This is a genomic window from Bacillus sp. SIMBA_026 (assembly GCF_046535335.1).
Classification (GTDB): Bacteria; Bacillota; Bacilli; order Bacillales; family Bacillaceae; genus Bacillus; species Bacillus velezensis.
Genome location: NZ_JAWRWX010000001.1, coordinates 1,165,746 through 1,189,126, shown reverse-complemented (window position 1 = coordinate 1,189,126; position 23,381 = coordinate 1,165,746). Strand labels below are relative to the sequence as shown.

The 23,381-nt window shown below is 46.6% G+C and carries 20 protein-coding genes; 14 read left to right on the top strand and 6 right to left on the bottom strand.

Going from position 1 to position 23,381, the window contains the following annotated elements; genetic code table 11:
* Positions 1-19 precede the first annotated feature (19 nt).
* Genes SB847_RS05415 through bshB2 form a run of 3 tightly spaced genes read left to right on the top strand, consistent with a single transcriptional unit; the run spans position 20 to position 1,328 of the window.
* Entirely contained in the window at positions 20-298 is a 279-nt protein-coding gene (locus SB847_RS05415) for a hypothetical protein (protein WP_007611981.1), read from the top strand.
* The gene (locus SB847_RS05410; RefSeq protein ID WP_007611980.1) at positions 295-645 is read left to right on the top strand and encodes a YojF family protein; all 351 of its coding nucleotides are present in this window, start codon (positions 295-297) and stop codon (positions 643-645) included. The genes SB847_RS05415 and SB847_RS05410 overlap by 4 nt, the downstream gene beginning before the upstream one ends.
* Before the next feature lie 17 nt (positions 646-662).
* Entirely contained in the window at positions 663-1,328 is a 666-nt protein-coding gene (bshB2, locus tag SB847_RS05405; RefSeq protein WP_007407961.1) for a bacillithiol biosynthesis deacetylase BshB2, read from the top strand.
* Between the two features lie 27 nt (positions 1,329-1,355).
* Here the strand turns inward: bshB2 and SB847_RS05400 are convergent, their stop codons facing one another.
* Both SB847_RS05400 and SB847_RS05395 read right to left on the bottom strand, forming a co-directional pair.
* Entirely contained in the window at positions 1,356-2,204 is an 849-nt protein-coding gene (locus SB847_RS05400) for an STAS domain-containing protein (RefSeq protein ID WP_007611979.1), read from the bottom strand.
* A gap of 13 nt (positions 2,205-2,217) precedes the next feature.
* Positions 2,218-3,579, bottom strand: coding sequence for an MATE family efflux transporter (locus SB847_RS05395; protein WP_410561822.1), 1,362 nt, complete (start codon positions 3,577-3,579; stop codon positions 2,218-2,220).
* Positions 3,580-3,856: 277 nt separating this feature from the next.
* Between SB847_RS05395 and cdaS the strand changes: the two genes are divergently transcribed.
* The 9 genes from cdaS (at position 3,857) to SB847_RS05350 (ending at position 16,080) form a co-directional block, all read left to right on the top strand.
* The gene (cdaS, locus tag SB847_RS05390; protein ID WP_014418125.1) at positions 3,857-4,483 is read left to right on the top strand and encodes a sporulation-specific diadenylate cyclase CdaS; all 627 of its coding nucleotides are present in this window, start codon (positions 3,857-3,859) and stop codon (positions 4,481-4,483) included.
* 118 nt (positions 4,484-4,601) lie between these two features.
* Complete coding sequence (locus SB847_RS05385; protein WP_410561826.1) at positions 4,602-5,813, top strand: macrolide family glycosyltransferase; 1,212 nt, start codon at positions 4,602-4,604, stop codon at positions 5,811-5,813.
* A 318-nt stretch (positions 5,814-6,131) separates the two neighbouring features.
* A complete protein-coding gene (locus SB847_RS05380) occupies positions 6,132-7,367 on the top strand; it encodes a C40 family peptidase (RefSeq protein WP_410561829.1) in 1,236 nt (411 codons plus the stop codon).
* Positions 7,368-7,449: 82 nt separating this feature from the next.
* Positions 7,450-8,040, top strand: a complete 591-nt coding sequence (locus SB847_RS05375; protein ID WP_105937622.1) for a superoxide dismutase family protein — start codon at positions 7,450-7,452, stop codon at positions 8,038-8,040.
* A 77-nt stretch (positions 8,041-8,117) separates the two neighbouring features.
* Entirely contained in the window at positions 8,118-9,008 is an 891-nt protein-coding gene (locus SB847_RS05370; protein WP_003153758.1) for an AAA family ATPase, read from the top strand.
* A gap of 10 nt (positions 9,009-9,018) precedes the next feature.
* Positions 9,019-10,935 (top strand): vWA domain-containing protein, encoded by a 1,917-nt coding sequence (locus SB847_RS05365; RefSeq protein ID WP_410561832.1) that lies wholly within the window; start codon positions 9,019-9,021, stop codon positions 10,933-10,935.
* 227 nt (positions 10,936-11,162) lie between these two features.
* On the top strand, positions 11,163-13,997 hold the full coding sequence (sucA, locus tag SB847_RS05360; RefSeq protein ID WP_410561834.1) for a 2-oxoglutarate dehydrogenase E1 component: 2,835 nt from the start codon (positions 11,163-11,165) through the stop codon (positions 13,995-13,997).
* 15 nt (positions 13,998-14,012) lie between these two features.
* The gene (gene odhB, locus SB847_RS05355; RefSeq protein WP_038458441.1) at positions 14,013-15,260 is read left to right on the top strand and encodes a 2-oxoglutarate dehydrogenase complex dihydrolipoyllysine-residue succinyltransferase; all 1,248 of its coding nucleotides are present in this window, start codon (positions 14,013-14,015) and stop codon (positions 15,258-15,260) included.
* A 73-nt stretch (positions 15,261-15,333) separates the two neighbouring features.
* Positions 15,334-16,080, top strand: a complete 747-nt coding sequence (locus SB847_RS05350) for an MBL fold metallo-hydrolase (RefSeq protein ID WP_032873416.1) — start codon at positions 15,334-15,336, stop codon at positions 16,078-16,080.
* 30 nt (positions 16,081-16,110) lie between these two features.
* On the opposite strand, the gene SB847_RS05345 is transcribed toward SB847_RS05350, so the two are convergent.
* Entirely contained in the window at positions 16,111-17,082 is a 972-nt protein-coding gene (locus SB847_RS05345) for a bile acid:sodium symporter family transporter (protein WP_410561838.1), read from the bottom strand.
* A 203-nt stretch (positions 17,083-17,285) separates the two neighbouring features.
* On the opposite strand from SB847_RS05345, the gene SB847_RS05340 reads away from it, so the two are divergent.
* Entirely contained in the window at positions 17,286-18,623 is a 1,338-nt protein-coding gene (locus SB847_RS05340) for a sodium-dependent transporter (RefSeq protein ID WP_105937624.1), read from the top strand.
* A gap of 39 nt (positions 18,624-18,662) precedes the next feature.
* Here SB847_RS05340 and SB847_RS05335 read toward each other — a convergent pair whose 3' ends face one another.
* The 3 genes from SB847_RS05335 to SB847_RS05325 form a co-directional block, all read right to left on the bottom strand.
* Positions 18,663-19,508 (bottom strand): superoxide dismutase, encoded by an 846-nt coding sequence (locus SB847_RS05335; protein ID WP_038458432.1) that lies wholly within the window; start codon positions 19,506-19,508, stop codon positions 18,663-18,665.
* Positions 19,505-21,388: a terpene cyclase/mutase family protein gene (locus SB847_RS05330; protein ID WP_410561843.1), complete on the bottom strand. Its 1,884-nt coding sequence runs from the start codon at positions 21,386-21,388 to the stop codon at positions 19,505-19,507. The genes SB847_RS05335 and SB847_RS05330 overlap by 4 nt, the downstream gene beginning before the upstream one ends.
* Positions 21,389-21,484: 96 nt before the next feature.
* Positions 21,485-22,972: an aldehyde dehydrogenase family protein gene (locus tag SB847_RS05325; protein ID WP_007611960.1), complete on the bottom strand. Its 1,488-nt coding sequence runs from the start codon at positions 22,970-22,972 to the stop codon at positions 21,485-21,487.
* Positions 22,973-23,155: 183 nt separating this feature from the next.
* Here SB847_RS05325 and SB847_RS05320 point away from each other — a divergent pair, with 183 nt between their 5' ends.
* Positions 23,156-23,359 carry a DUF6501 family protein gene (locus tag SB847_RS05320; protein WP_044802223.1) on the top strand — a complete coding sequence of 68 codons (204 nt, stop codon included), beginning with the start codon at positions 23,156-23,158 and terminating at the stop codon, positions 23,357-23,359.
* The last annotated feature ends 22 nt before the right edge of the window (positions 23,360-23,381 follow it).

Below are 23,381 nucleotides of genomic sequence, written 5' to 3'. Positions count from 1 at the left end.
TATGTAAAGGAGCTGTACAATGGGCACTGATAAAGACATAGCAAAAGCCTATCAGGCACTGTGGAATAACCGCACTCTCCCGGCTTCAACTCTTGAAGAAGCGGAGAAGGCAATTGATCTTGAACTGCTTGATCAAAGAACACATCCGAGGCTCCGGAAGACACCCGAGGAAAAGTTTGCTCTGGCGGTGCAGCGAATTGTAGATTCCCGGCTGCGGCCGATTGAGAAATATGAATTGGTTGAACTACATACGAAGCGTTTGCAATTTTTAAAAGAAGAAAGAGGGGAGCAGCTATGAAAGCGATCATAAAAGAAGATGTGCAAACTTCTTTAGAGCGATATGCCGATCGTCCTGTATATATCCATTTGGAAACAACGACCGGTTCTTATTCAGCGCATCTGAATGAGAAAAACATGACGGTTGTAGCCTATATACGCAATGCAAAAGTTACGTACCATCAGGCGAAAATCAAAGGAAACGGCCCGTACCGCGTCGGTTTGAAAACAGAAGAGGGCTGGATTTACGCAGAAGGTTTGACTGAGTATACAGTAGATGACGAAGACCGTCTGTTAATGGCAGGGCATCTGCCGGGCGGAAAATTGGCGATTTCGCTTCAAATCAGCGAAAAGCCGTTTACAGTTTAAAGAAAAGGGTGAAAATCATGAAAGAACATGTACTCGTCATCCTGCCTCACCCTGATGATGAATCATACGGAGTGGCAGGGCTGATTGCTTTACACAGACAAAAAGATATTCCCGTTACGTATGCATGCGCAACGCTTGGCGAAATGGGCCGGAACATGGGAGATCCTTTTTTCGCGAACCGTGAAACACTGCCGCTGTTAAGAAAACAAGAGCTGATCGACGCATGCAAAGCAATGGACGTTACTGACCTGAGAATGCTCGGGCTTCGTGATAAAACACTTGAATTTGAAGATGACGAGTGGCTCGCGGATATGATGGAAGAGATTATCGACGATGTAAAACCGAGTCTGATTGTTACATTCTATCCGGAGCACGGCGTCCATCCGGATCATGATGCATGCGGCGAAGCGGTTATCAGAGCGCTTTACAGAAAGAAAAAAGAGGACCGCCCGCGCACGCTTTGCATGGCAATCACCCGCAACAGGGAGGAAGCCGTCGGCAAGCCTGATGTTATTCTTGATATTAAAGAGGTTGCCGATATTAAAATGAATGCATTAAAAGCGCACCGCACCCAAACGGAAGGCATGCTGAGAGAGCTGGAAGAAAAAATAAAAAATAACGAGCCGGTTCTTCAGACATGGTTTGAAGAAGAAGTGTATTGGACATATCCGTGGAAAGACTGATAAAAAAAGGGATAAGGCTGAAATGCCTTATCCCTTTTTTTGTGTCAGATCGGAGGCGATCGCTTCCGCAAGCGAAGACCGTATTGATAAATTTGAAAAACTCAGTCCGAGCTGCACCGCGGTTTGGGCGATTTCAGGACGGATTCCGGATAATGTCGCTTTCACGCCGAGCATTCCGAGTGATTCAATTAAGGTGAAAAGCTGTTGGGCAACCATCGTATCGATCATGGCTACGCCCGATAAATCAATGTACAGCTGCGTGATGCGCTTCTCTGAACACTGGTGCAGCGTATTCTCCAAAATCATTTTGGCTCTTGCCGTGTCAATATCCCCGATCAGCGGCAGCAGTCCGACATTGTCAAAAAGCACAATTACCGGCGAGCTCAGCTCGGTGATCAATTCTTTTTGCGCTTCAAGCTGAATGTTTGTGTTTTTATACATTTCCTCTATGAAAATATGAATCACCACATCAAACGATTTAATCAGCGTATGGAATATATCTTCGGCATCTTCTTCTGTCAAGGTGTCTGAATGAAGTCTGGTAAACTGCTTGACATGGCCGACATACAAATCACGAACTCTGATAAACTCGCGAATAATATAATGGATGGGCGTTTTTAAATGTTCTTCATCCCGTGCGGCTTCAAACGCCCACTTTTCCAATGCCGCTGTATATACTTCCTTCTCTTCAGAAAAAATCCGGTTGAGCTGATAATTAAACGCCAGATTTTGTTTTTTCAGATTCGTGAGTACAGCCGGGTCAGTAGAAGCATAAACAGAATCAGGATCCGTATCATGAAGGGTATCAAACCATGTCTGACTGATGTCCTCCGCCCGTTCAGTTAAATAATCGTACAGCAGTTTATGTTTTGGCATTGCTGCTCCTCCTTTATGAAATCATCATTTTTTTCACATAACGCGTTTGCAGCTTCATCAGTCTGAAGAATAAACCGACAGCTCCTGCGGCAAGTCCTGCAATTAACCCGATCCAGTAGCCGTATGCCCCGAGGCCCGTATAAGTGCCGACTGCGTAACCGACCGGAAGCCCGATAATCCAATACGACACAAAAGCCGCGCCGAGTGTATAGTTGACATCCTTATATCCTCTCAGAGCGCCTTGTATCGGAGCTGCTACGGCATCAGAAAGCTGGAAAAACAGCGCATAGATTAAAAAGTGCTGCGTCAACATGAGCACCGCCGGATCTGATGTATACATTCCGGCGATTTGCGGTCTGAACAGTAAAATGAAAGCCGCCGTGCATAAAGAAAAACTAAGCGCCATCACGATCCCGATATAGCTGTATGAGCGGGCATCTCTATAGCGATTTGCGCCTGCTTCAAAGCCGACCAAAATGGTCATGGCCATGGATACGCTGAGCGGCAGCATATACAAGAGGGAAGCAAAATTCATTGCCGCTTGGTGGGCTGCAATCGTCACCGTCTGAAAATGGCTCATAAGCAGTGTGACAGCCGCAAAAATGCTCGTTTCAAAAAATACGGCAAAACCGATAGGCAAACCGATTTTCAAAAGCTTTCTGCATTCAGACGGAGAAAAACGGTACAGTTTCCGAAATACAGAGTACCCGGCAAACGGCTCAAATCTGCAGACGATACAAAAGCTGATGGCGCAAATACACCAGTAAGTCAGGGCGGAAGCGAGCCCCGCACCGACTCCGCCCAATGCCGGCATGTTGAATTTCCCGAAAATAAATACATAATTTAAAGCAAAATTAATAGGCAATGAGCAAAGCGTAATAAGCATTGTGACTCGCGTTTTGCCGAGTGCATCAATAAACGAGCGCAAAACGGTGTACACAAACAAAGGAAAAATACCGAGGGATAAAAAGCCTAAAAAGTGTTTGGCGATCGTCCGGACACGAGGTTCCAGCCCCAAATGTCCCAAGATCATATCAACGGTGAAAAAGCCGATCAGGATAACCGCCGCACTGAGAACGGCCGCTACATAAACGGCCTGGATGACGGAAAACGGCACTTCCTTTTGTCTGCCGGCTCCAAACAGCTGCGAAACAACGGGCGTAACGGCCATTAATATTCCTGCAAGGCCCGTATAAACCGGCGTCCACAGGCTTGAACCGATTGCAACCCCGGCTAAATCGGCGGCGCTGACTTTCCCTGACATCACCGTATCCAAAAAGGTGATCAGGGAAAGGCCCGCCTGTGTGATTAAAATCGGAATGAAGATATGTAACAGCTGTCTGACCTTTTGGCCGATCGTGTTCGTTTCTCTCAAGTTAGGTTCCCCGTTTCTTTATTTTAACGAGAGAAATTATAACATTTTATGTATAAAAAGCAATGAAAGCCGGCCTACTCTTTTTTATCCGGTTTCGGCTTTTTAAACATCTTGGCATAAATGAATGAAAGTGAAATGACCCCTGAAAAGGTGCAGATATATTGCATCAGCCGTGCGAATTCCATATGATGTGCGCCTCCTTTCATGATTATGGTGCACACAGCGGCGCATATCCATGCGCGCGATGCAGAAAATAAGGGAAAGGAGCTGATGTGACATGCGCCACACTCAAATGACGGAAAGCGCGTTTACCGCTGCCGTTCAAACGTATTTGAAACAAATTACGGAGGATGCCGGAATGATACTGCGGACATTGGATGAAAAAGACCAATGCCTTCTTTGCGAATTAGATGAACTGGGACATACGTTTCAGGAAATGCAGGCTGTCGCTTCGTCGTTTTACCTGCAGACATATATCGAACATTTTACGCCTTCCTATACAGAGCTGGCGAGGGCCGTGCAGCATCTGGCGGAAGAAAAGCACGGAGCGCTGATTGTGATCGAACGTGCAGATCCGCTGGACGGAATAATACAAAAAGGGACCAGCCTGCATGCCGAGATCAGTGCGGCTTTAATTGAGAGTATTTTTTATCCCGGCAATCCGCTTCACGACGGAGCCGTATTGGTCAGAGAAAATCGGGTTGTATCAGCAGCCAATGTGCTTCCGCTCACAACAAAACATGTCGATCTCAAATACGGGACGCGCCACAGGGCCGCGATGGGACTTTCGGCCGTGACTGATGCACTCGTGCTCGTTGTTTCAGAAGAAACGGGAAAAATGTCCTTTGCTAAAGACGGCGGACTGTATCCGCTTGTTTCTCCGCGGGCGCTTCATACGAAATAATAAGAAAATGGGAATATTGTACCCATTTAATATTAATAAGGTGAACATCTTTACCTTTTTCTGTATTGGTGTTATCGTTTAAATATACATAAAATTTAAAAGAATAGGGAGTGGAAAGATGGCAAATGTATTGATGATCGGCTTTCCGGGAGAAGGCCATATCAATCCGTCTTTAGGCGTCGTAAAAGAACTGAAGGCAAAAGGGGAACATGTCGTATATTACGGCGTGAAGGAATATGAGAACAAAATCGCGTCAAGCGGAGCGGAATTCCGTGAATATGAAGATTTCCGAAAAGATGAATTCGGAAAAAACGCAACGGGTGATGAACAGCGGGACGCTACCGAGTTTTTGCTATTAATGATTGAGACTTCCAAAAAAGCCGCACTCCGTATTCTTGAAGAAGTAAAAGATGAATCCTACGACTACATCCTGTATGATCATCATTTTCTGGCAGGAAGGCTCGTGAGAAACCAGCTGAAACTGCCGGCATATTCACTTTGTACGACATTTGCAATGAATGAAGCATTTATTAAAGAAGTGTTTTCAAATACAAACCTTGTTTCAGAGGAATCATCTCATTATCCGGCTTATACCGAAGCGGTCAGCCGGCTCAATGAAGAATTCAGCGCAGACATTAAAACGTCGTATGATATTTTCTCAAATGACGGCAGAAAAACCATCGTATTTACTTCAAGAGCGTTTCAGCCGAAAGAAGAAGAGTTTGGCGATTCTTATCTCTTTGTCGGCCCGTCCATTACCGAAAGGGCGGCGGCTCAAGATTTCCCGTTTGAACAGCTTGAAGGAGAAAACGTCCTGTTTATTTCCATGGGCACGATTTTTAACAATCAGAAGGAATTGTTTAATAAATGCTTAAAAGCGGTCAGAAACTTTAACGGAAAAGCCGTCATGTCAATCGGCAAACATCTTGATCCGGCGGAGCTTGATGAAATTCCTGAGAATGTCATTGTCAGGCCTTATGTTCCGCAGCTTGAGATCCTGAAGAGAGCGGACTTATTTATCACTCACGGCGGAATGAACAGTACGAGCGAAGGGCTTTACTACAAAACCCCGATGATCGTCATTCCGATGGGCGCAGATCAGTTCGCCGTCGGAAGCCAAGTGGAAAACACGGGCGCGGGCAAGATGTTTAAAAAAGAAGATGTAACAGCGGAACTGCTCACTGAAGCAATAAAAGAATTGAGCGAAAATCCTGAATATCGGACAAAAGCTTCTGAAATCGGAGAATCCCTGAAAGCGGCCGGCGGAGCACAGCGTGCAGCGGAATTGATAGCAGAAGACATGAAAACTGCCGAGACCCGGGTTCTGTAATCAGCCGTCACCCGCTTCCTAAAGGAAGCGGGCTTTTTTTGATTGTTTTTCGGGAGGATTTTTCATGCCGTAAAGAGAATTGTATGAAAAACAGACAAGAAAGGTGGAATGTCGCGGAAAAAAGCCATGTTATGAAAATGATTCCAAAGTCTTTTGTGAAATGTTCTCAATTTATGTAAAATGTGTGGCATTGGTGATGATCTAAGGCCAAATGAATCGGAATTAATGTCGACTTCTGAATGAATCCTGCATAACAGGCGGCGTCCAAAGAAAAGGAACGTCCCTTTCAGCAATGATAAATAGGAGGTTTTTCGTTATATGAAGAAAAAAATCGCAGCCGGTCTGGCTGTATCTGCTGTAATGACTTCAACCTTCGCCGTGCATCCCGCTGAAGCAAAAACCATTCAAGTAAAAAGCGGCGACTCTCTTTGGAAGCTTTCCCGGCAATATCATACAAGTATTTCAGCCCTGCAGGCGGAAAACAAACTGAAATCAACGATACTCCACCCAGGACAGCGGCTGCACATTCCTGACGGCAGCGGCAAAACCGGACAAAAGGGAAAACGAAGCACGGGTGCTTACACAGTTACATACGGAGACTCATTATGGGTGATCGCAAAAAAATACAAAATGAGCGTTTCTGAGCTGAGAAGCCTGAACCGTTTGAGTTCAGATGTCATCTATCCGGGCCAAAAACTGAAAATTAAAGGGTCTGCCGGCGGCACGGACGGAGGCGGCAGACAGACAAAGCCTGATAAAGGCGCATCAGGGACTTACACTGTGAAGCCGGGTGACTCGCTGTGGAAAATTGCCAATCAAACCGGCATCACCATCGCCGAACTGAAAAAGCTGAATCAATTAACATCAGACATGCTGTATCCGAATCAAGTGTTAAAGATTAAAGGTTCTTCACATAACGGAAACAGCGGCAAAACACCGCCATCTCATTCAAACCCTTCTGAGAAGCCATCCACTTACAAAGTAAAAGCAGGCGATTCCCTCTGGAAAATTGCTAATCGGTTCGGCATCACCGCTCAGCTCATCAGAGAAAAAAATAAATTGACAACTGATGTGCTTCAAATCGGACAGGTTCTGGTGATTAACGGAACGGGAAAAACAGAAGATCCTGTGCGGCAGCCGGATAACAAACCGGCAAAGCCAAACAAGCCGAATACTCCTGAACCTCCGGTGACAGGGTCAAAGATTGACAGAATGATAGGCGAGGCGAAAAAACATGTCGGCGTTCCTTACCGCTGGGGAGGCAATACGCCTGCGGGCTTCGATTGCAGCGGTTACATCTATTACCTTTTAAATAAGGTAAGCTCTGTTTCCCGTCTGAGCACGGCCGGATATTGGAATACGATGAAACATATCAGCCAGCCGTCAGCAGGCGACTTTGTCTTCTTTACAACATATAAAGCGGGTCCTTCTCATATGGGAATGTATTTAGGCGGAGGAGATTTTATTCACGCAAGCTCCTCCGGGGTTGAAATTTCAAACTTAAGCAATCCATATTGGAAAAAAGCGTATTTAGGAGCGCGCAGTTATTTTTAAAAAAAGCCTTTCGGGGCTTTTTTTGTTTACCATTTTCACGTTTTGACAAGACTGATGGGTAAAAAAATAAGGGGGAGGAAGCATGAATCGTCTCTTGCTTTTTCTCATGCTCGCATCAATTACGCTTTGCGGCTGCGGGGGGAGACCCGCTCCTGTTCCGCCCAAAAAACAGGGGGAAAGCCGCGCATTGGAAGCATCTGCATACCGTGAGCATGCCGGACTCATCAATCAAAACGGAAAAACGATCGGATATATCGAAGTGAGGGAATCTGATGATGAAGGGTCAGACATTCATATATCAGCGGGGCATCTGCCGCCCGGCACTTCTCTCGGATTTCATATTTATGAAAAAGGGACTTGTCAGGCACCTGATTTCGAATCAGCCGGGGGACCGTTCAACCCTTTGAACAAAGAACACGGCTTCAACAATCCGATGGGTCATCACGCCGGGGATCTCCCAAATCTTGAAGTGGGGGCTGACGGTAAAGTGGATGTCATTATGAACGCGCCGCAAACTTCATTAAAAGAAGGGAGCAGACTCAGCCTGCTTGACCGGGACGGAAGTGCGTTCGTCATTCATGAACATACGGACGATTATTTGACAAACCCGAGCGGAAATTCCGGAGCCAGACTCGCCTGCGCTCCTCTGACAAAAAGCGCCCGCAGGGAATGAGCCCTTTTGTATTGAGTATACAAGGGCTTTTTTAGTATACTCGGTTATGGAATACAAATGGAAAGGAAACATCACCTATGACTTCAGAATTACAGCACCTATCACTTCCGGAAGATATACAAAACAAACTGCAGGCTTATCAAAATCATCCCGTTTCCCAAGAATTCCGGGATTTAATCGGATCATCAGGCTATGAAGCCGAAGATAAAGCGATTGTATTCGATGCCGTCATCGCTTTGACAATGGGAAAAAATATCTTATTAAAAGGACCGACGGGTTCAGGAAAAACAAAATTGGCGGAAACGCTTTCGAACTATTTTCATAAACCGATGCACAGCGTCAACTGCTCCGTAGATCTCGATGCAGAAGCGCTTGTCGGCTATAAAACGATTGAAAATGAACAGGGACAGGCGACAATTGAATTCGTTCCCGGACCTGTAACAACCGCAATGAACGAAGGACATTTTTTATACATTGACGAAATCAATATGGCAAAGCCTGAAACCCTTCCGATTCTAAACGGCGTGCTTGATTACAGAAAAATGATGACAAATCCCTTTACAGGAGAAGTGATTAAGGCAAGCGAAGGATTCGGTGTTATCGCCGCGATTAATGAAGGCTACGTCGGCACCGTTCCGCTGAACGAAGCCCTTAAAAACCGTTTTGTCATCATTGATGTTCCGTATATTAAAGGAAGCCTTCTGAAACAGGTGCTGACCTCTCAGTCTGTCTTAAAAGATGAGAAATTAATTGAGCGTTTTATGACGCTGTCTTCTGATTTAATCGCACAAGCGCATAACGGACAAGTGTCAGAAGAAGCGGCGTCCATCAGGGCTCTCATTGATACGTGCGACTTGGCTGCGTACATCCCGCCGAAACGGGCGATTGAAAGAGGCATCGTGGAAAAACTTGACGACGACAGGGAAAAAGCCGCTGTCAGAAATATTGCAGAAACGCTGTTCGAATGAGGGATATACAATGAAGTTTATCAAATTTAACGACAGCACGATTGATTCGTTTTTGTTCATGATGCTGACTGATCTGGCCAAAACACTGACCAGAAGCAGTGAAGTTGAAGTGGAATACGGCGTGCAGTCTTACTACAATCCCTTTGAAAAGAAAATTTACATGAGCCACTTTTGGAAAGACCGATCAGCCGGGGATATGGAAGCCGGCCTGAAAAGCGATGTCTATTTGCGCGCTGTCGGAACACGCAGCAGCTCATTTCGGGAATTTGCGGGGTTTTTAAATGACGTTCACCGGCACTTCACCCACCAAAGCTTTGCCAAGCAGCTGTTTATGCTGCTTGAGGATATCAGAATTGAAGAGCTGATCAAAAAAGAACGGCCGGGAACGAAACGTGTTTTTCAGAAGCGGAGGGAGATGTACAGGAAATATTTCACGACGCAGCTGACATTGAATTTAGAACGGAGCATTTTCACCGACGCTTTGTATTGCGCGATGTTTGTCAAGCTGACGGCTGAGTCTCCGCTTGAAGGCATTCCTTCCATGCATGAACATATTGATATGATGATACCGTATATTGAACGTCAGCTCATCCGGGTGTATGAAGCGGATTCTACGGAACAGATTGCAAGAATAACGGAAGACCTCATGGAAGGCCTTGATGAAGTGCTTGAGAAAGATATGCTGAACACGTACTTTTTTCTGCCGGAACTTGATTACGAAAAAGCGGCTGAAGAGCCTTTATTCGAAAGCGTAAAAAAAGCGCCTTCGTTAAGTGACGATCTCACGCTCCCTGAGTCTTCCGACGGAGATGAAGAAATCCTTGAAGAGAAAATGAATACGTGGCACCGGGAAACCGAAGCGCCGGCAAAAAGTTTCCTTCAATTTGATATTGAGCACGGCGCGAAATCAGATCTTGGGAAAGACGCGGCCAGAGAAGGCGATGACGGTGACCAGGCGCTCGGCTCCGTTCAAGGTTCCGCACGTCAGACGAAAAGAGAGGATTACTCCAAACTGGAAGCGCTTGAATCCATTCAGGATCAACATGAGGGCGCGGGGCTGGCTGACGGAAAAGAAAACAAATTTGCCTTCCCGGTTTATCAAACGCCTCATAAAGCGTCTCCTGAAGAGGAGCAGTCTTATAAAGAACAGGCAAAAACGATAGAATCATATCAAAAACGCCTGAAGCAGATGATACAAAAAACACTTGAGCACAAAAAAACGCTCCCGCGGACCGACCTTCACGCAGGCCGGCTGAATCGCAAACTGATCCGCTATTTTACGGAGCGGAACCCGCGCCTTTTCTATAAAAAGCAGGACCCGTCTTCAGACATTGACGCCGTTTTTACATTGCTTGTCGATTGTTCGGCCAGCATGTTCGACAAAATGGATGAAACAAAAAGAGGGATCGTTCTTTTTCATGAAGCCTTGAAATCCGTGTCCGTACCGCACCAGATCGTCGGGTTTTGGGAGGATACGAACGAAGCGACCGAAACGAGCCAGCCGAATTTCTTCAATACCGTCATTCCGTTTGAAGAGTCGCTGCTGCAGGCGGCGGGTCCGCTGATCATGCAGCTTGCGCCTGAAGAAGATAACAGAGACGGATACGCCATCAGACAAATGACGAAACAGCTGATGCGGCGGAGTGAGGCGCAAAAATTTTTAATCGTGTTTTCAGACGGAGAGCCGGCAGCATTCGGATACGAACAAAACGGCATCGTCGATACGAGCGAGGCTGTCATCGAAGCGAGAAAAAAAGGGATAGAAGTCATAAATGTTTTTCTGTCCAATACTGCGATAGAAGAATCACAGATGAAAACCATTCAGGATATGTACGGAAAGTACAGTATTTTTGTTCCGGATGTCGATCAGCTGCCCGATGTGCTGTATCCGCTCTTGAAAAAACTGCTTCATAAAAGCATAGGATAGGTTTTTTCCTATGCTTTTTCGCTTTTTATTTTAAAATGATTTAATTTTTTCGGTATGGATCTGTTTTTTTTACTATTTTGTGAACAATCAAGGTAGAATCCAAACGCAATCAGTGGTAAAATATCCTTGGAAGCGTTTTTATTACATAATTTTGGGCACAGCGTTCAAAAGTTATTTCAAGATAGTGAATTGATCACTTGATTATCTAGGTTGGGGGTAATATTCAAATGTTTCAAAATAATATGAAACAAAGAATGAATTGGGAAGATTTTTACGGACCGAACCTCGGCTATGCACTGGAGCTGTACGACCAATATGCTGAAGATCCAGACAGCATTGATCCGGATCTGAAAGACATGTTTGACGAACTCGGCGCTCCGCCAAGCCAAATAAAAGAGGCATCGGGAACAAAGGAACAGGGACGCATCACCGCAGATCTGATTCAAAAGATCGCAGCAGCAGTTAAACTTGCAGAAGATATTCGAACCTATGGCCATCTGAACGCTTCCGTCAATCCGCTCAGAAAGGATCCGAAAAAGAGCGAGCTCTTTCCGTTATCCGAGTATGGGCTTACAGAAGAAGAAATAAAAGCAATACCCGCGTCTGTCATCTGTAAAGACGCACCTGCCAATATAACAAACGGCTTAGAAGCCATCCAGCATTTACGCAATACCTATAAAAGAACCATCTCCTTCGAGTTTGACCATGTGCATGATTTCGAAGAGCGCGCATGGATTACAAAAATGGTCGAATCCGGAGAACTGTTCCGGAAAAATTCACCGGAAAAACTGTCAGCCGTTTTAGAAAGACTGACGGAAGTAGAAGGATTTGAACAATTTTTACACCGGACATTCGTCGGTCAGAAGCGTTTCTCAATTGAGGGGTTAGACGCGCTTGTGCCGGTTCTTGACGACATTATCGCCCAGTCTGTGAAAGCGGGCACAACCAATGTCAATATCGGGATGGCGCACAGAGGCCGTTTAAATGTGCTTGCGCATGTGCTCGGCAAACCGTATGAGATTATTTTCTCGGAATTCCAGCACGCGCCGAATAAAGACCTTGTGCCGTCTGAAGGGTCGACCGGCATCAGCTACGGCTGGACGGGCGATGTAAAATACCACCTCGGTGCAGACAGACAGCTTCAGGATGCTGAAACCAAAAGTGCGCGGATTACGCTTGCAAATAACCCGAGCCACTTGGAATTTATCAATCCGATTGTTGAAGGAAGCACGCGGGCGGCACAGGAAACAAGAACGCAAAAGGGGTACCCGGTTCAAGACGAAACAAAATCGCTCGCCATTTTAATTCACGGTGACGCAGCGTTTCCGGGAGAAGGCATTGTCGCCGAGACGCTGAACTTAAGCTCTCTGAAAGGCTATCAGGTCGGCGGGGCCATTCATATCATCGCCAATAATATGATCGGCTTTACAACTGAAAGCGATGAATCACGATCCACGAAATATGCCAGTGATTTGGCGAAGGGCTATGAAATTCCGATCGTTCACGTCAACGCGGATGATCCGGAAGCATGCCTGTCAGCCGTTAAATTTGCGGTTGAATACCGGAAGCGGTTCAATAAAGATTTCTTAATCGATTTAATCGGGTACAGACGGTACGGCCACAATGAAATGGATGAGCCGTCAACGACACAGCCGATGCTGTATGACGCCGTCAGAAAACACCCGACTGTCAAGCGGATCTTTGCGGAAAAACTCGTAAGTGAAGGTCTGATCAGCGAGGAAAAAGCGCAAAACATCGAAACGGCAGTGACAAAACGAATTGAAGACGCCTATAAAAAGGTGCCCGCCAAAAAAGAAGACGCCGTACGGGAAATTGAATTGCCGGAACCGGTGTCCAACGGTTTTCCAGACGTTGACACAGCCATTGACTTTGATGTTCTCCGCAAGCTGAACGGCGAACTTATCAACTGGCCGGAATCTTTTAACGTGTTCGGCAAGCTGAAAAGAATCCTGGAAAGACGTGCAAAAGCGTTTGATGATGACCGTAAAGTTGAATGGTCATTGGCTGAATCGCTTGCGTTTGCTTCCATTTTGAAAGACGGCACGCCGATTCGGCTGACCGGACAGGATTCAGAGCGCGGAACGTTCGCTCAAAGAAACCTTGTGCTGCATGACAGCGAAACAGGAGAAGAATTTGTTGCCCTCCATCATTTAGACGACTGCGCTGCTTCATTTACGGTGCATAACAGCCCGCTCTCTGAAGGATCGGTTCTCGGCTTTGAATATGGATACAACGTGTATTCGCCTGAAACGCTTGTGATGTGGGAGGCGCAGTACGGGGACTTTGCCAATGCGGCTCAAGTCTATTTTGATCAATTCATATCTGCAGGACGGGCAAAATGGGGACAAAAATCAGGACTGGTCATGCTGCTGCCTCACGGTTACGAAGGGCAGGGTCCTGAACACTCCAGCGGCCGCGTCGAGCGGTTCCTGCAGCTGGCGGCGGAAAACAACTGGACGGTGGCCAACCTGACAAGTGCGGCTCAGTATTTCCACATTTTAAGAAGACAAGCGAAAATGCTGCTTCGTGAGGAAATCCGCCCGCTTGTGATCATGACGCCGAAGAGCCTGCTGCGCAACCCGAATACGGTATCTGAAGTGCAGGAACTGAGCGAAAGCCGATTCAAGCCTGTCTATGAGCAGTCCGGTCTTTCCCATGCTTACGAAAAAGTGACTCGCGTCGTATTATCAAGCGGAAAAGTGTCAATTGATATCAGCGATCACTTCAACAAAATGGAAGGCGATAAGGATTGGCTTCATATTGCCAGAATCGAACAGCTGTATCCGTTCCCGGCAAAAGATACGAAGGAGCTTTTCGCCAAACTGCCGAACCTGCAAGAGATCGTTTGGGTTCAGGAAGAGCCGCAGAACATGGGGGCATGGAGTTATATCTGCCCGTATCTGACGGAAATCGCGCCAAAAGGAGTAAATGTCCAATACATCGGCCGAAGAAGACGATCCAGTCCCGCAGAAGGAGATCCGACAGTCCACAAAAAAGAACAGGAACGCATTGTATCTGATAGCTTGACTCGCAAAAACTAAGGGGGAAATGAAAAAATGGCGGAAATTAAGGTACCTGAATTAGCAGAATCAATCTCAGAAGGAACGATAGCCCAATGGTTAAAGCAGCCCGGTGATTATGTAGAACAGGGTGAGTACTTGCTTGAACTGGAGACGGACAAAGTAAATGTTGAATTGACAGCAGAAGAATCGGGTGTTCTAAAAGAGGTATTGAAAGATTCGGGTGATACCGTCCAAGTAGGAGAAATTATCGGTACCATTACAGAAGGCGCTGGCGAAAGTTCTGCACCCGCCCCTTCAGAAAGTGCTCCAGCCAATGAACAAACGAAAGAGGAAGCAAAAGCTGAACCTGCTGCACAAGAAGTCAGCCAGGAAGCACAATCAGAAGCGAAAGCCAGAACGGTAGCGTCTCCGGCTGCACGCAAGCTGGCAAGGGAAAAAGGAATTGATCTATCACAAATTCCGACGGGAGACCCGCTCGGCCGCGTGCGCAAACAAGATGTGGAAGCTTATGAAAAACCGGCTTCAAAACCTGCGGCACAGCCGAAACAGCAGGCTCAAAAAACACAGCAAAGCTTTGACAAACCTGTCGAAGTGCAAAAAATGTCCCGCCGCAGACAGACGATCGCGAAACGATTGGTTGAAGTGCAGCAGACTTCTGCGATGCTGACTACATTTAACGAAGTTGACATGACGGCCGTTATGAATCTAAGAAAACGCCGTAAAGACCAATTCCTTGAGCAAAACGATGTAAAACTCGGTTTCATGTCGTTCTTTACAAAAGCCGTCGTGGCTGCATTGAAAAAATTCCCGCTCCTTAACGCTGAAATTCAAGGCGATGAGCTGATCGTGAAAAAATTCTATGACATCGGTATCGCTGTCGCGGCTGAAGAAGGGCTTGTCGTCCCAGTCGTGCGTGACGCTGACCGCCTGACGTTTGCCGGCATTGAAAGAGAGATCGGCGAACTTGCGAAAAAAGCGCGAAACAATAAATTAACATTAGGTGAGCTGCAAGGAGGCTCCTTCACGATCACAAACGGAGGTACATTCGGATCGCTTATGTCAACACCAATCCTAAACAGCCCTCAGGTTGGGATCTTAGGTATGCACAAAATTCAGCTGCGCCCAGTAGCGATTGATGCGGAGCGCTCTGAAAACCGTCCGATGATGTACATCGCTTTATCATACGATCACAGAATTGTAGATGGTAAAGAAGCGGTCGGATTCCTTGTCACCATTAAAAACCTGCTTGAAGATCCGGAACAGCTGTTGCTGGAAGGATAATTTGAGACAGACAAAAAGTACACTGCCCTTACAAGCAGTGTACTTTTTTTATTGAGAGAAGGGGAGAATGTATATGAAAAGCTGTTATCCGCTTGAGATCGAATTTGAATATAATGAAGAATTGCATTCTATCACTCCGGTTCTTCTGCAAGACGAACATGACACGATATTAATAGACTGCGGATATCCCGGTTTTACAAACCATCTTCAACACGCTGCTGCCCGGCATGGTATGTCGCTTCATTCATTGACAAAAATCATTGTAACGCATCACGACATAGACCATATCGGCTCACTCGCTGCATTACACCGTTTGCATCCGGATATCAGCGTGACAGTACATGAGCGTGAAGCGCCGTATATTGACGGCTCTAAAAAATCTTTACGGCTTGAGCAGGCTGAATCAACGTTTTGTTCATTGCCAGAGGATGCAAAGCCTTATGCAAAACAGTTCATCCGCTCGCTTCAATCAGTCGAATCGGCTCCAGTTCACCGGACAGTTACTGACGGCGAGCTGCTGCCTTGGTGCGGAGGCATTCGCGTTGTAGCCACACCGGGTCATACACCCGGCCATATCAGTCTTTATCTGCCTGCCGAAAAAACTATGGTCACAGGTGATGCGGTCGTCATTGAAGACGGAAAGCTGAACCTTGCTAATCCTAGCTATACGTTACATATGGATGATGCGGTCCGTTCTGTGCGGCGGCTGCTCGATTACGATATCCGCCAATTGATTTGTTATCATGGAGGTCTATTTCAGGGGGATGTAAAAAAAGCGCTTTTGCGTCTGTTTCGTGATCTGCAGAATAAAAAAGGATAGGAGCGGCCAGCCTATCCTATCCTTGTTCAGTTATGAAAACGGAATCTTTGCCGTTTCTTCTTCTTCGGTGCTGTTTTTCTCTTTTTTCTTAGACCAGTAGGTGGCAAGAACAGACCCCGACAGATTGTGCCATATGCTGAAAATTGCGCTCGGCACGGCTGACAAAGGGGAGAAATGCGCTGTCGCAAGCGCTGCACCCAGTCCGGAGTTTTGCATTCCGACTTCGATCGCAATCGCTTTTTGTGAAGCATAATCCATTTTGAACAGCTTTGCAGTCAGGAATCCTAACAAATATCCGATTCCGTTATGTAAGATGACGACAGACACAATCAGCAGTCCTGATTGAAGCAGATGCTCACGATTTACGCTGACGACAGAGGATACAATCGCTACGATGCCGATTACCGACACGAGAGGAAGCGCGTGCACGGCTTGTCCGACCTGTTTTTTGAAGAACAGCTTCACAACCACCCCGAGAACGATCGGCAAAAGCACGGCTTGCATTATGGAAACAAACAGTGAACCGAAAGAAACGGGGAGCCACTCTTTCGCAAACAGCATAATAAGTGCCGGCGTTACAATAGGAGCAAGCAATGTTGAGATCGTGGTGACCGCAACAGAAAGCGCAGTATTGCCTTTCGCCAAAAACGTCATGACGTTTGATGCCGTACCGCCCGGACAGCATCCGACCAGAATGACGCCCGCGGCGATTTCTGCGGGGAGGCGGAGCCCGATTGATAAACAGAAAGCCGTAAGCGGCATAATCGTAAACTGGCAAGCGACTCCGATCACGACATGCCAAGGCTTTCTGATTAATTCTTTAAAATCGTCTGCTTGAAGAGTTAGCCCCATCCCAAACATAATAATACCAAGGAAAATCGTCATATAAGAACTGATCCAAGAAAACAAATCAGGGTAGGCGAATCCTAAACCGGCAAAGACGATAACCCACAAGCCAAAGGTTTGGCCTGCAAACCCGCTTATTTTTTTCAGCCATTCCATAAACACAGCTCCTTTTACATTCAATCAATCAGTCAGAAAATATGACTGACTTTTCTGTATTCCATTATAAATAATCTTCTGAATAATTCAATATTAAATATAAGTTTTCAATAAAATTATTATGTAAACTAACATCTTCTTGACTATTCAGACATATATTCTTACAATTGATTTTTATACTGAAATGAATTGGGAGTGCTGAAGTGAAAGAAGCTAATCAATGGTCATCTAAGCTGGGATTTATTTTAGCTACGGCCGGCTCTGCAATCGGGCTCGGCGCAATATGGAAGTTCCCTTACGTAGCGGGAACCAGCGGAGGCGGCGCTTTTCTGCTTGTTTTTATTTTATTTACTGTTTTAATCGGACTGCCGCTTTTACTTGCTGAATTTATTATCGGCAGAAAAACACAAAAAAACGCCGTTGAATCCTATAAGGCGCTCGCGCCGGGGAAAAAGTGGCACTGGATCGGATATCTCGGAATCATTACGTGTTTTATTCTATTATCCTTCTACAGCGTAGTGGGGGGATGGATATTAATCTACATTATAAAAGGCTTTACAGGCGGCTTATCGCTTTCTTCGGGATTTGATACGTTATTTATCGACACCATTTCAAATCCTTATGCAGCCGTTTTCGGCCAGCTGCTGTTTATCGTGCTGACGATTTTAGTTGTGGCAAAAGGGGTGAGCAGCGGAATCGAAAAGGTAAGCCAGGTGCTGATGCCGGCTCTGTTTATTCTGTTTATTCTCTTAATGATCCGCTCCGTTACGCTGCATGATGCAGCGAAGGGATTAAAATTCTTCTTCATGCCTGATTTTGGCGCGATGGATGCCAATACCATTTTATATGCGATGGGACAATCATTTTTCTCGTTAAGCGTCGGAGTGTCTGTAATGGTTACATACAGCGCATATTTAGAAAAAGAAGAAAATATTGTTCAATCCGCCGTGTCGGTGACGGTATTAAATGTCCTTGTTGCCGTGATGGCGGGAGTGGCGATTTTTCCGGCGGTGTTTGCATTCGGCCTCAAGCCGGATCAAGGCCCGCAGCTTTTATTTAACGTGCTGCCGACCGTCTTTAACCAAATGCCGTTGGGCATCGTGTTTTTACTCGCCTTTTTGCTGCTGTTTTTATTTGCGACGCTGACATCGGCTTTTTCAATGCTTGAAATTTTAGTTGCTGTTTTGTCAAAAGGCGATTCGGCAAAACGGAAGCGGTATGCATGGATAGGGGGATTTGCTATATTTATTGTCGGGGTCCCTTCGGCGCTGTCGTACGGAATTTTGAGTGATGTTTCTATTTTTCACCGCAGTATTTTTGACGCTGCGGATTTTCTGGTCAGCAATGTCTTAATGCCGCTGGGCGCGCTTTTAATTGCCGTTTTCGTACCGCTGAAAATTCCGAAACAGATGCTGTTTGACGAACTGAAAAGCGGTTCCGGTATAAAACGAAAATGGTTTGCAGTCTGGCTCCTATTAATCCGTTATCTGGCTCCTGTAGCCATTATTATCGTTTTTCTGCACGTGCTTGGTATTTTTTAAGCCAAAAGAAGCAGGCCCCCGTTCAAGACGGGGGCTTTTTTAATAAAGCGGCCATATCACGCGGTGCGCTTGTTCGAACCGTTTCTCCGCCTCCCGCCAATCAACGACATTCCACCATTGATCCACGTAAGCCGCGCGGTCGTTTTTATATTGTAAATAATAAGCGTGTTCCCACACATCCAGCGGAAGCAAAGGAATGACGTCCCACTGGCTGTAGAGCTGATGCTTCTCAGCGGCCAAAATCTCCAGCCGCCCGGCGCGCGGCGCCCAGACTAGGATAGCCCAGCCGACTCCTTCGACTTTTTTCGCCGCTTGAGAAAATTGCTCTTTAAAAGCGGAATAGCTTCCGAATGACACATCAATCATTTGAAAGAGCGTACCCGTCGGCCGTCTTTTTCCGTTTGGATTCATAGAAAACCAGAAAATACTGTGCAAATAATGGCCCGCGCCGTGAAACGCCAATTGCCGCTCCCAATGCGCCACTAAGTCGTACTGTTTCGTCTGTCTCGCTTTTTTGAGCTCCAGTTCTGCTTTATTCAGACCGTCAACATAGCTCTGATGGTGTTTGGTGTGGTGGAGTTTCATAATCTCTCTTGAAATATACGGTTCCAGTGCGGAATAACTGTAAGGCAGTTTAGGGAGGACATGCTTGCCGATCGGCACATAAGCTCTGCGCTCATCCGGCTCTTCGGGTTCAGTAATGTCCCGGTAAAGTGCCGATGCCTGTTCGTACCATTCCGCCTCCGTTAATCCATCATCCTGAAGGGTGTGAAAAATCCGGTCGATTTGTGCCGCGAAGCGATCGAACCGACCTTGCTGAATGACTTGTTCCTTCAAGGTTTCACACCAATTCAGCATCTCGGTTTGATAAGCGTGCCGTTTCATTTTTCTTCCTCCTTTTCACTCACTTTCATAAAAGTGCTGAGCGCAAGCAAAGAAAACACATACGGGTAGCTGTGATACCTGATGTAAAACTGCTTCGGCAGGCCGATTCCGGTCGGATAGCTGAAAGCGGCGCCTTCGTAATGCCGGTTTTCAATAAGAAAAGATATGCCTTTTGTGACGGCTTGATGATGAGTTTTTTCGTATTGCAGCAAAGCTTCGGCCGCCCAAGCCGTCTGTACAAGCGTCCCGTAAGAAAGCGGAACATAAGTTTTGACTTCTGCGCTTTTACAGGATTCCCCCCAGCTTCCGTCCTCGTTTTGAATGGACTTCAGCCAGCGGATCGCTTTTTTTACGGCCGGGTGGTTTTGGCTCACGCCGCAAGCCTTCATCCCTGTCAGCGCCGCCCATGTGCCGTAAATATAGCAGACACCCCATCTGCCGTACCACGATCCGTCCTCTTCTTGATGGCGGATCAGCCATTGGACGGCTTTTTCAATCTGAGGGTGATCAGAAGAAAGCCCCGCTTCTCCTAAACAGTGCAGCACCCGTCCGGTTAAGTCGCTTGTTGAAGGATCGATGGCAGCTTCCTCAGCCGATTCCAGCGGCAGCAGGCGGACCAGCGGATGATTGACATTTTTCTCAAAAGCAGAGAAGCCGCCGTCACTGTTTTGCATGGACAAAAGCCAGCTCAGTCCGCGTTCCCATGAGGCGGGATAAAGTTTTCGCGGAATGGCTTTGAGCACTGCGGCTGTGTCATCACAATCAGGATTATTTGTATTAATGTTTGAAAAACCCCATCCTCCCGGTTCAGCATGCGGGTTGTGAACGGCCCAATCAGCGACTTTCGTCTGCTGCCGTTCACGCAGAAACCGGGCGGCGCTGGTTATCATCTGATCGTTATCTGAGATGCCGCTTTTCATAAGGGCATAGTTGAGAAGCGCCGTATCCCAAACGGTCGACGTTGAATTTTCCAGGTACGGTATATCGCCGCAAGACGTGAGCAAAGCTTTCGTGCCGGCAAGTGCTTTTCTGATAACAGGGGAGTGGCGCGATACACCGAGAGCGAGCAGGCCGTACACCATAAAAATAGTGGCGCTCGCATAGCTGTATAATGTGCCGTCTTCCTCAATCCGGTCAAGCATATACGTTTTGGCCGTACGCAGACCGAGCTGGTGAAAAGCGGCAGGAATCTGCAAAAGCCGCTTCCAGTGCGCGAAAAGAGAAGAGAGGTCTCTGTTCTCATCCTGATCGGAACGAAGCCATGTAAACGGATTTTTAGTCATATGCCGATCTAAATGCGCGAGAGACGGAACATTGGGATTTTTCAGCGAAAATCTTTTGTTAAGCGTCACGGCCATCGGTACAAAATGAATACGGGCGTATGTACTGAACTGGTAAAAATGCAGCGGGAAGGATGGGGGAATGACTAAGAAAGATAATGGCAGATGCAGCGCGGGCCATGGATAAAGGCCGTTTGCCGCAAGCATCCACTTTGTCATAAAGTGTACGTTGCGCAAGCCGCCATTTGAGATGATAAAGCGTTCGGCCTGAATCATATGCGCCTCAGAACGGCTATATAAACCGGAAGCCAGCAAGCCGGCATAGCCCTGTACAGTGGCGGTCACATTTCCTTTCCGGTCATCAGGATAGTTGGCAAAAGTTCCGTCCGGGCGCTGTTTAGCGCGAATACCTTCTGCAAGCTCAGCGATCAGTTCTTTATCATTGTCTCCAAGAGAAGTGAGGAGGAGGATCAGAAAGGCGTTTGTCAAAATCGGTCCTTCAAAACAAAATGACCATGAGCCGTCCGCATTTTGCGTTTCTCTTAATAGGGAGATGGTTTTCTTTTGGCGGCTTCTGACGTTTTCATGAATTGTGCTCACACTCGCTCAACTCCTTCAGAAGCATATATATTCATATGTAAAAGGCGGCATGACAAAAGAAAGAAACTGCTGACAGGCAGCAGTTTCTTGTTTGATTTAATCTTCCAGATTGATCCAGACGCTTTTCACTTCTGTATAATTATTCAGCGCGTAAGAGCCCATTTCCCGCCCGAGGCCGGATTGCTTATAGCCGCCGAAAGGAGATGCCGCATCGAAAACATTGTAGCAGTTGACCCAAATGGTGCCGGCTTGGAGACGGTCAGCAATGTAATGGGCGTTTTTCACATTCTCAGTCCAAAGTCCGGCTGCAAGGCCGTATTCCGAGCGGTTCGCCCGCTCAATGACTTCATCTACCGTATCATACGGAATGGCGGCTAAAACAGGGCCGAAAATTTCTTCTTTTGCGATGGTCATGCTGTCATCCACATCCGCAAATACAGTCGGGGAGACAAAATACCCTTCTTCAAACGGGCAGCTGCCGCCCGCGACAGCTTTGGCTCCTTCCGCTTTTCCTTTTTCAATATATGAAAGCACGCGCTCATGCTGTTCTTGACTGACGAGCGGGCCGATTTGTGTATCTTGGTGAAGGCCGGCGCCTTGCTGAAGCGATTTCGCATATGAAACCATTTCGCTGACGACCTCATCATATTTGTCTTTGTGAATGAAGACACGGGAGCCTGCGCAGCATACCTGCCCCTGATTAAACATGACCCCGTTTAAAGCGCCGGGAATGGCTTTCTTCAAATTGGCGTCAGGCAAAATGATGTTAGGTGACTTTCCGCCAAGCTCCAGTGTCACGCGTTTAATTTTTTTTGCGGCTTTTTCCATGATTTTTTTGCCGATTTCTGTAGAACCGGTAAAAGCGAGTTTATCGACATCGTCATGGTTGGTCAGCGCTTCTCCGGCCGTCTCGCCGAACCCTGGGACAATATTGATGACGCCGTCAGGGAAGCCCGCCTGATCTATTAACTCCGCTAAATAGAGGGCGGTCAGCGGTGTCTGTTCCGCCGGTTTCAAAACGATTGTGCAGCCTGTGGCAAGGGCGGCGCCCATTTTCCACATCGCCATAAGGAGCGGGAAGTTCCAAGGGATGATCTGCCCCACGACGCCGACAGGCTCATGGCGGGTGTAATTAAAATATGAGCCGGCGACCGGAATCGTTTGTCCGGTTATCTTTGTAGACCACCCGGCATAATAACGCATATGCTCAATTGCGAGCGGGATATCCCCATTCGTCGTTTCATTAATCGGTTTTCCGTTATCAAGTGTTTCAAGCTGCGCGAGTTCCGTTTTGTGCTCTTCCATTAAATCGGCAAGCTTATACATCAGCCTGCTTCTGGAAGCGGCCGGCATAGTGCGCCATTCGCCGTGATCAAAGGCTTTGCGTGCCGCTTTCACTGCACTGTCAATGTCTTCTGACTGTGCCTCGTAAAGCGTCATCAGCGTTTCTCCGGTTGCCGGATTCGGTGTGACAAATGTTGATCCTGAAGCGCTCGGAACAAATTTTCCGTCAATATAAAGTTTCTTCGTACCCTGTAAAAATGTTTCCAGCCTTTTTGTGATCTGCATCGTTAAAGAACTCATTCGTAACAAACCTCCCGAAATTTTTTTATGGTCTGTTTTGAGCATCTTGATGTCCGCGCGAAGTAAGCGCATACAGTCATTTTATAATAACATCTCCGGTAAAATCAATCGATAACCGTTATTGCAATTCACAAGAAAAAACGGCTACAATAAGTTTATCGATTAAGAAAAGGAGTTTTATAAATGATTCATAATAATTGGCAGACAAAAGAAAGCGCCAAAAAGGTCAAATGCGTACATACAGATGCGAAAAAATACATTGTCAAAAATGTGCTGACGCCGGGTAAAGAGTATGAAGTCAAAAATGAAACAGAAGAATTCATTTTTGTTGTAGACAATACAAACAAAGTCGGAGGCTTCTACAAAGAGTATTTTGAAGAAGTTTAAAGCTGAATGAATTTATTTTGCC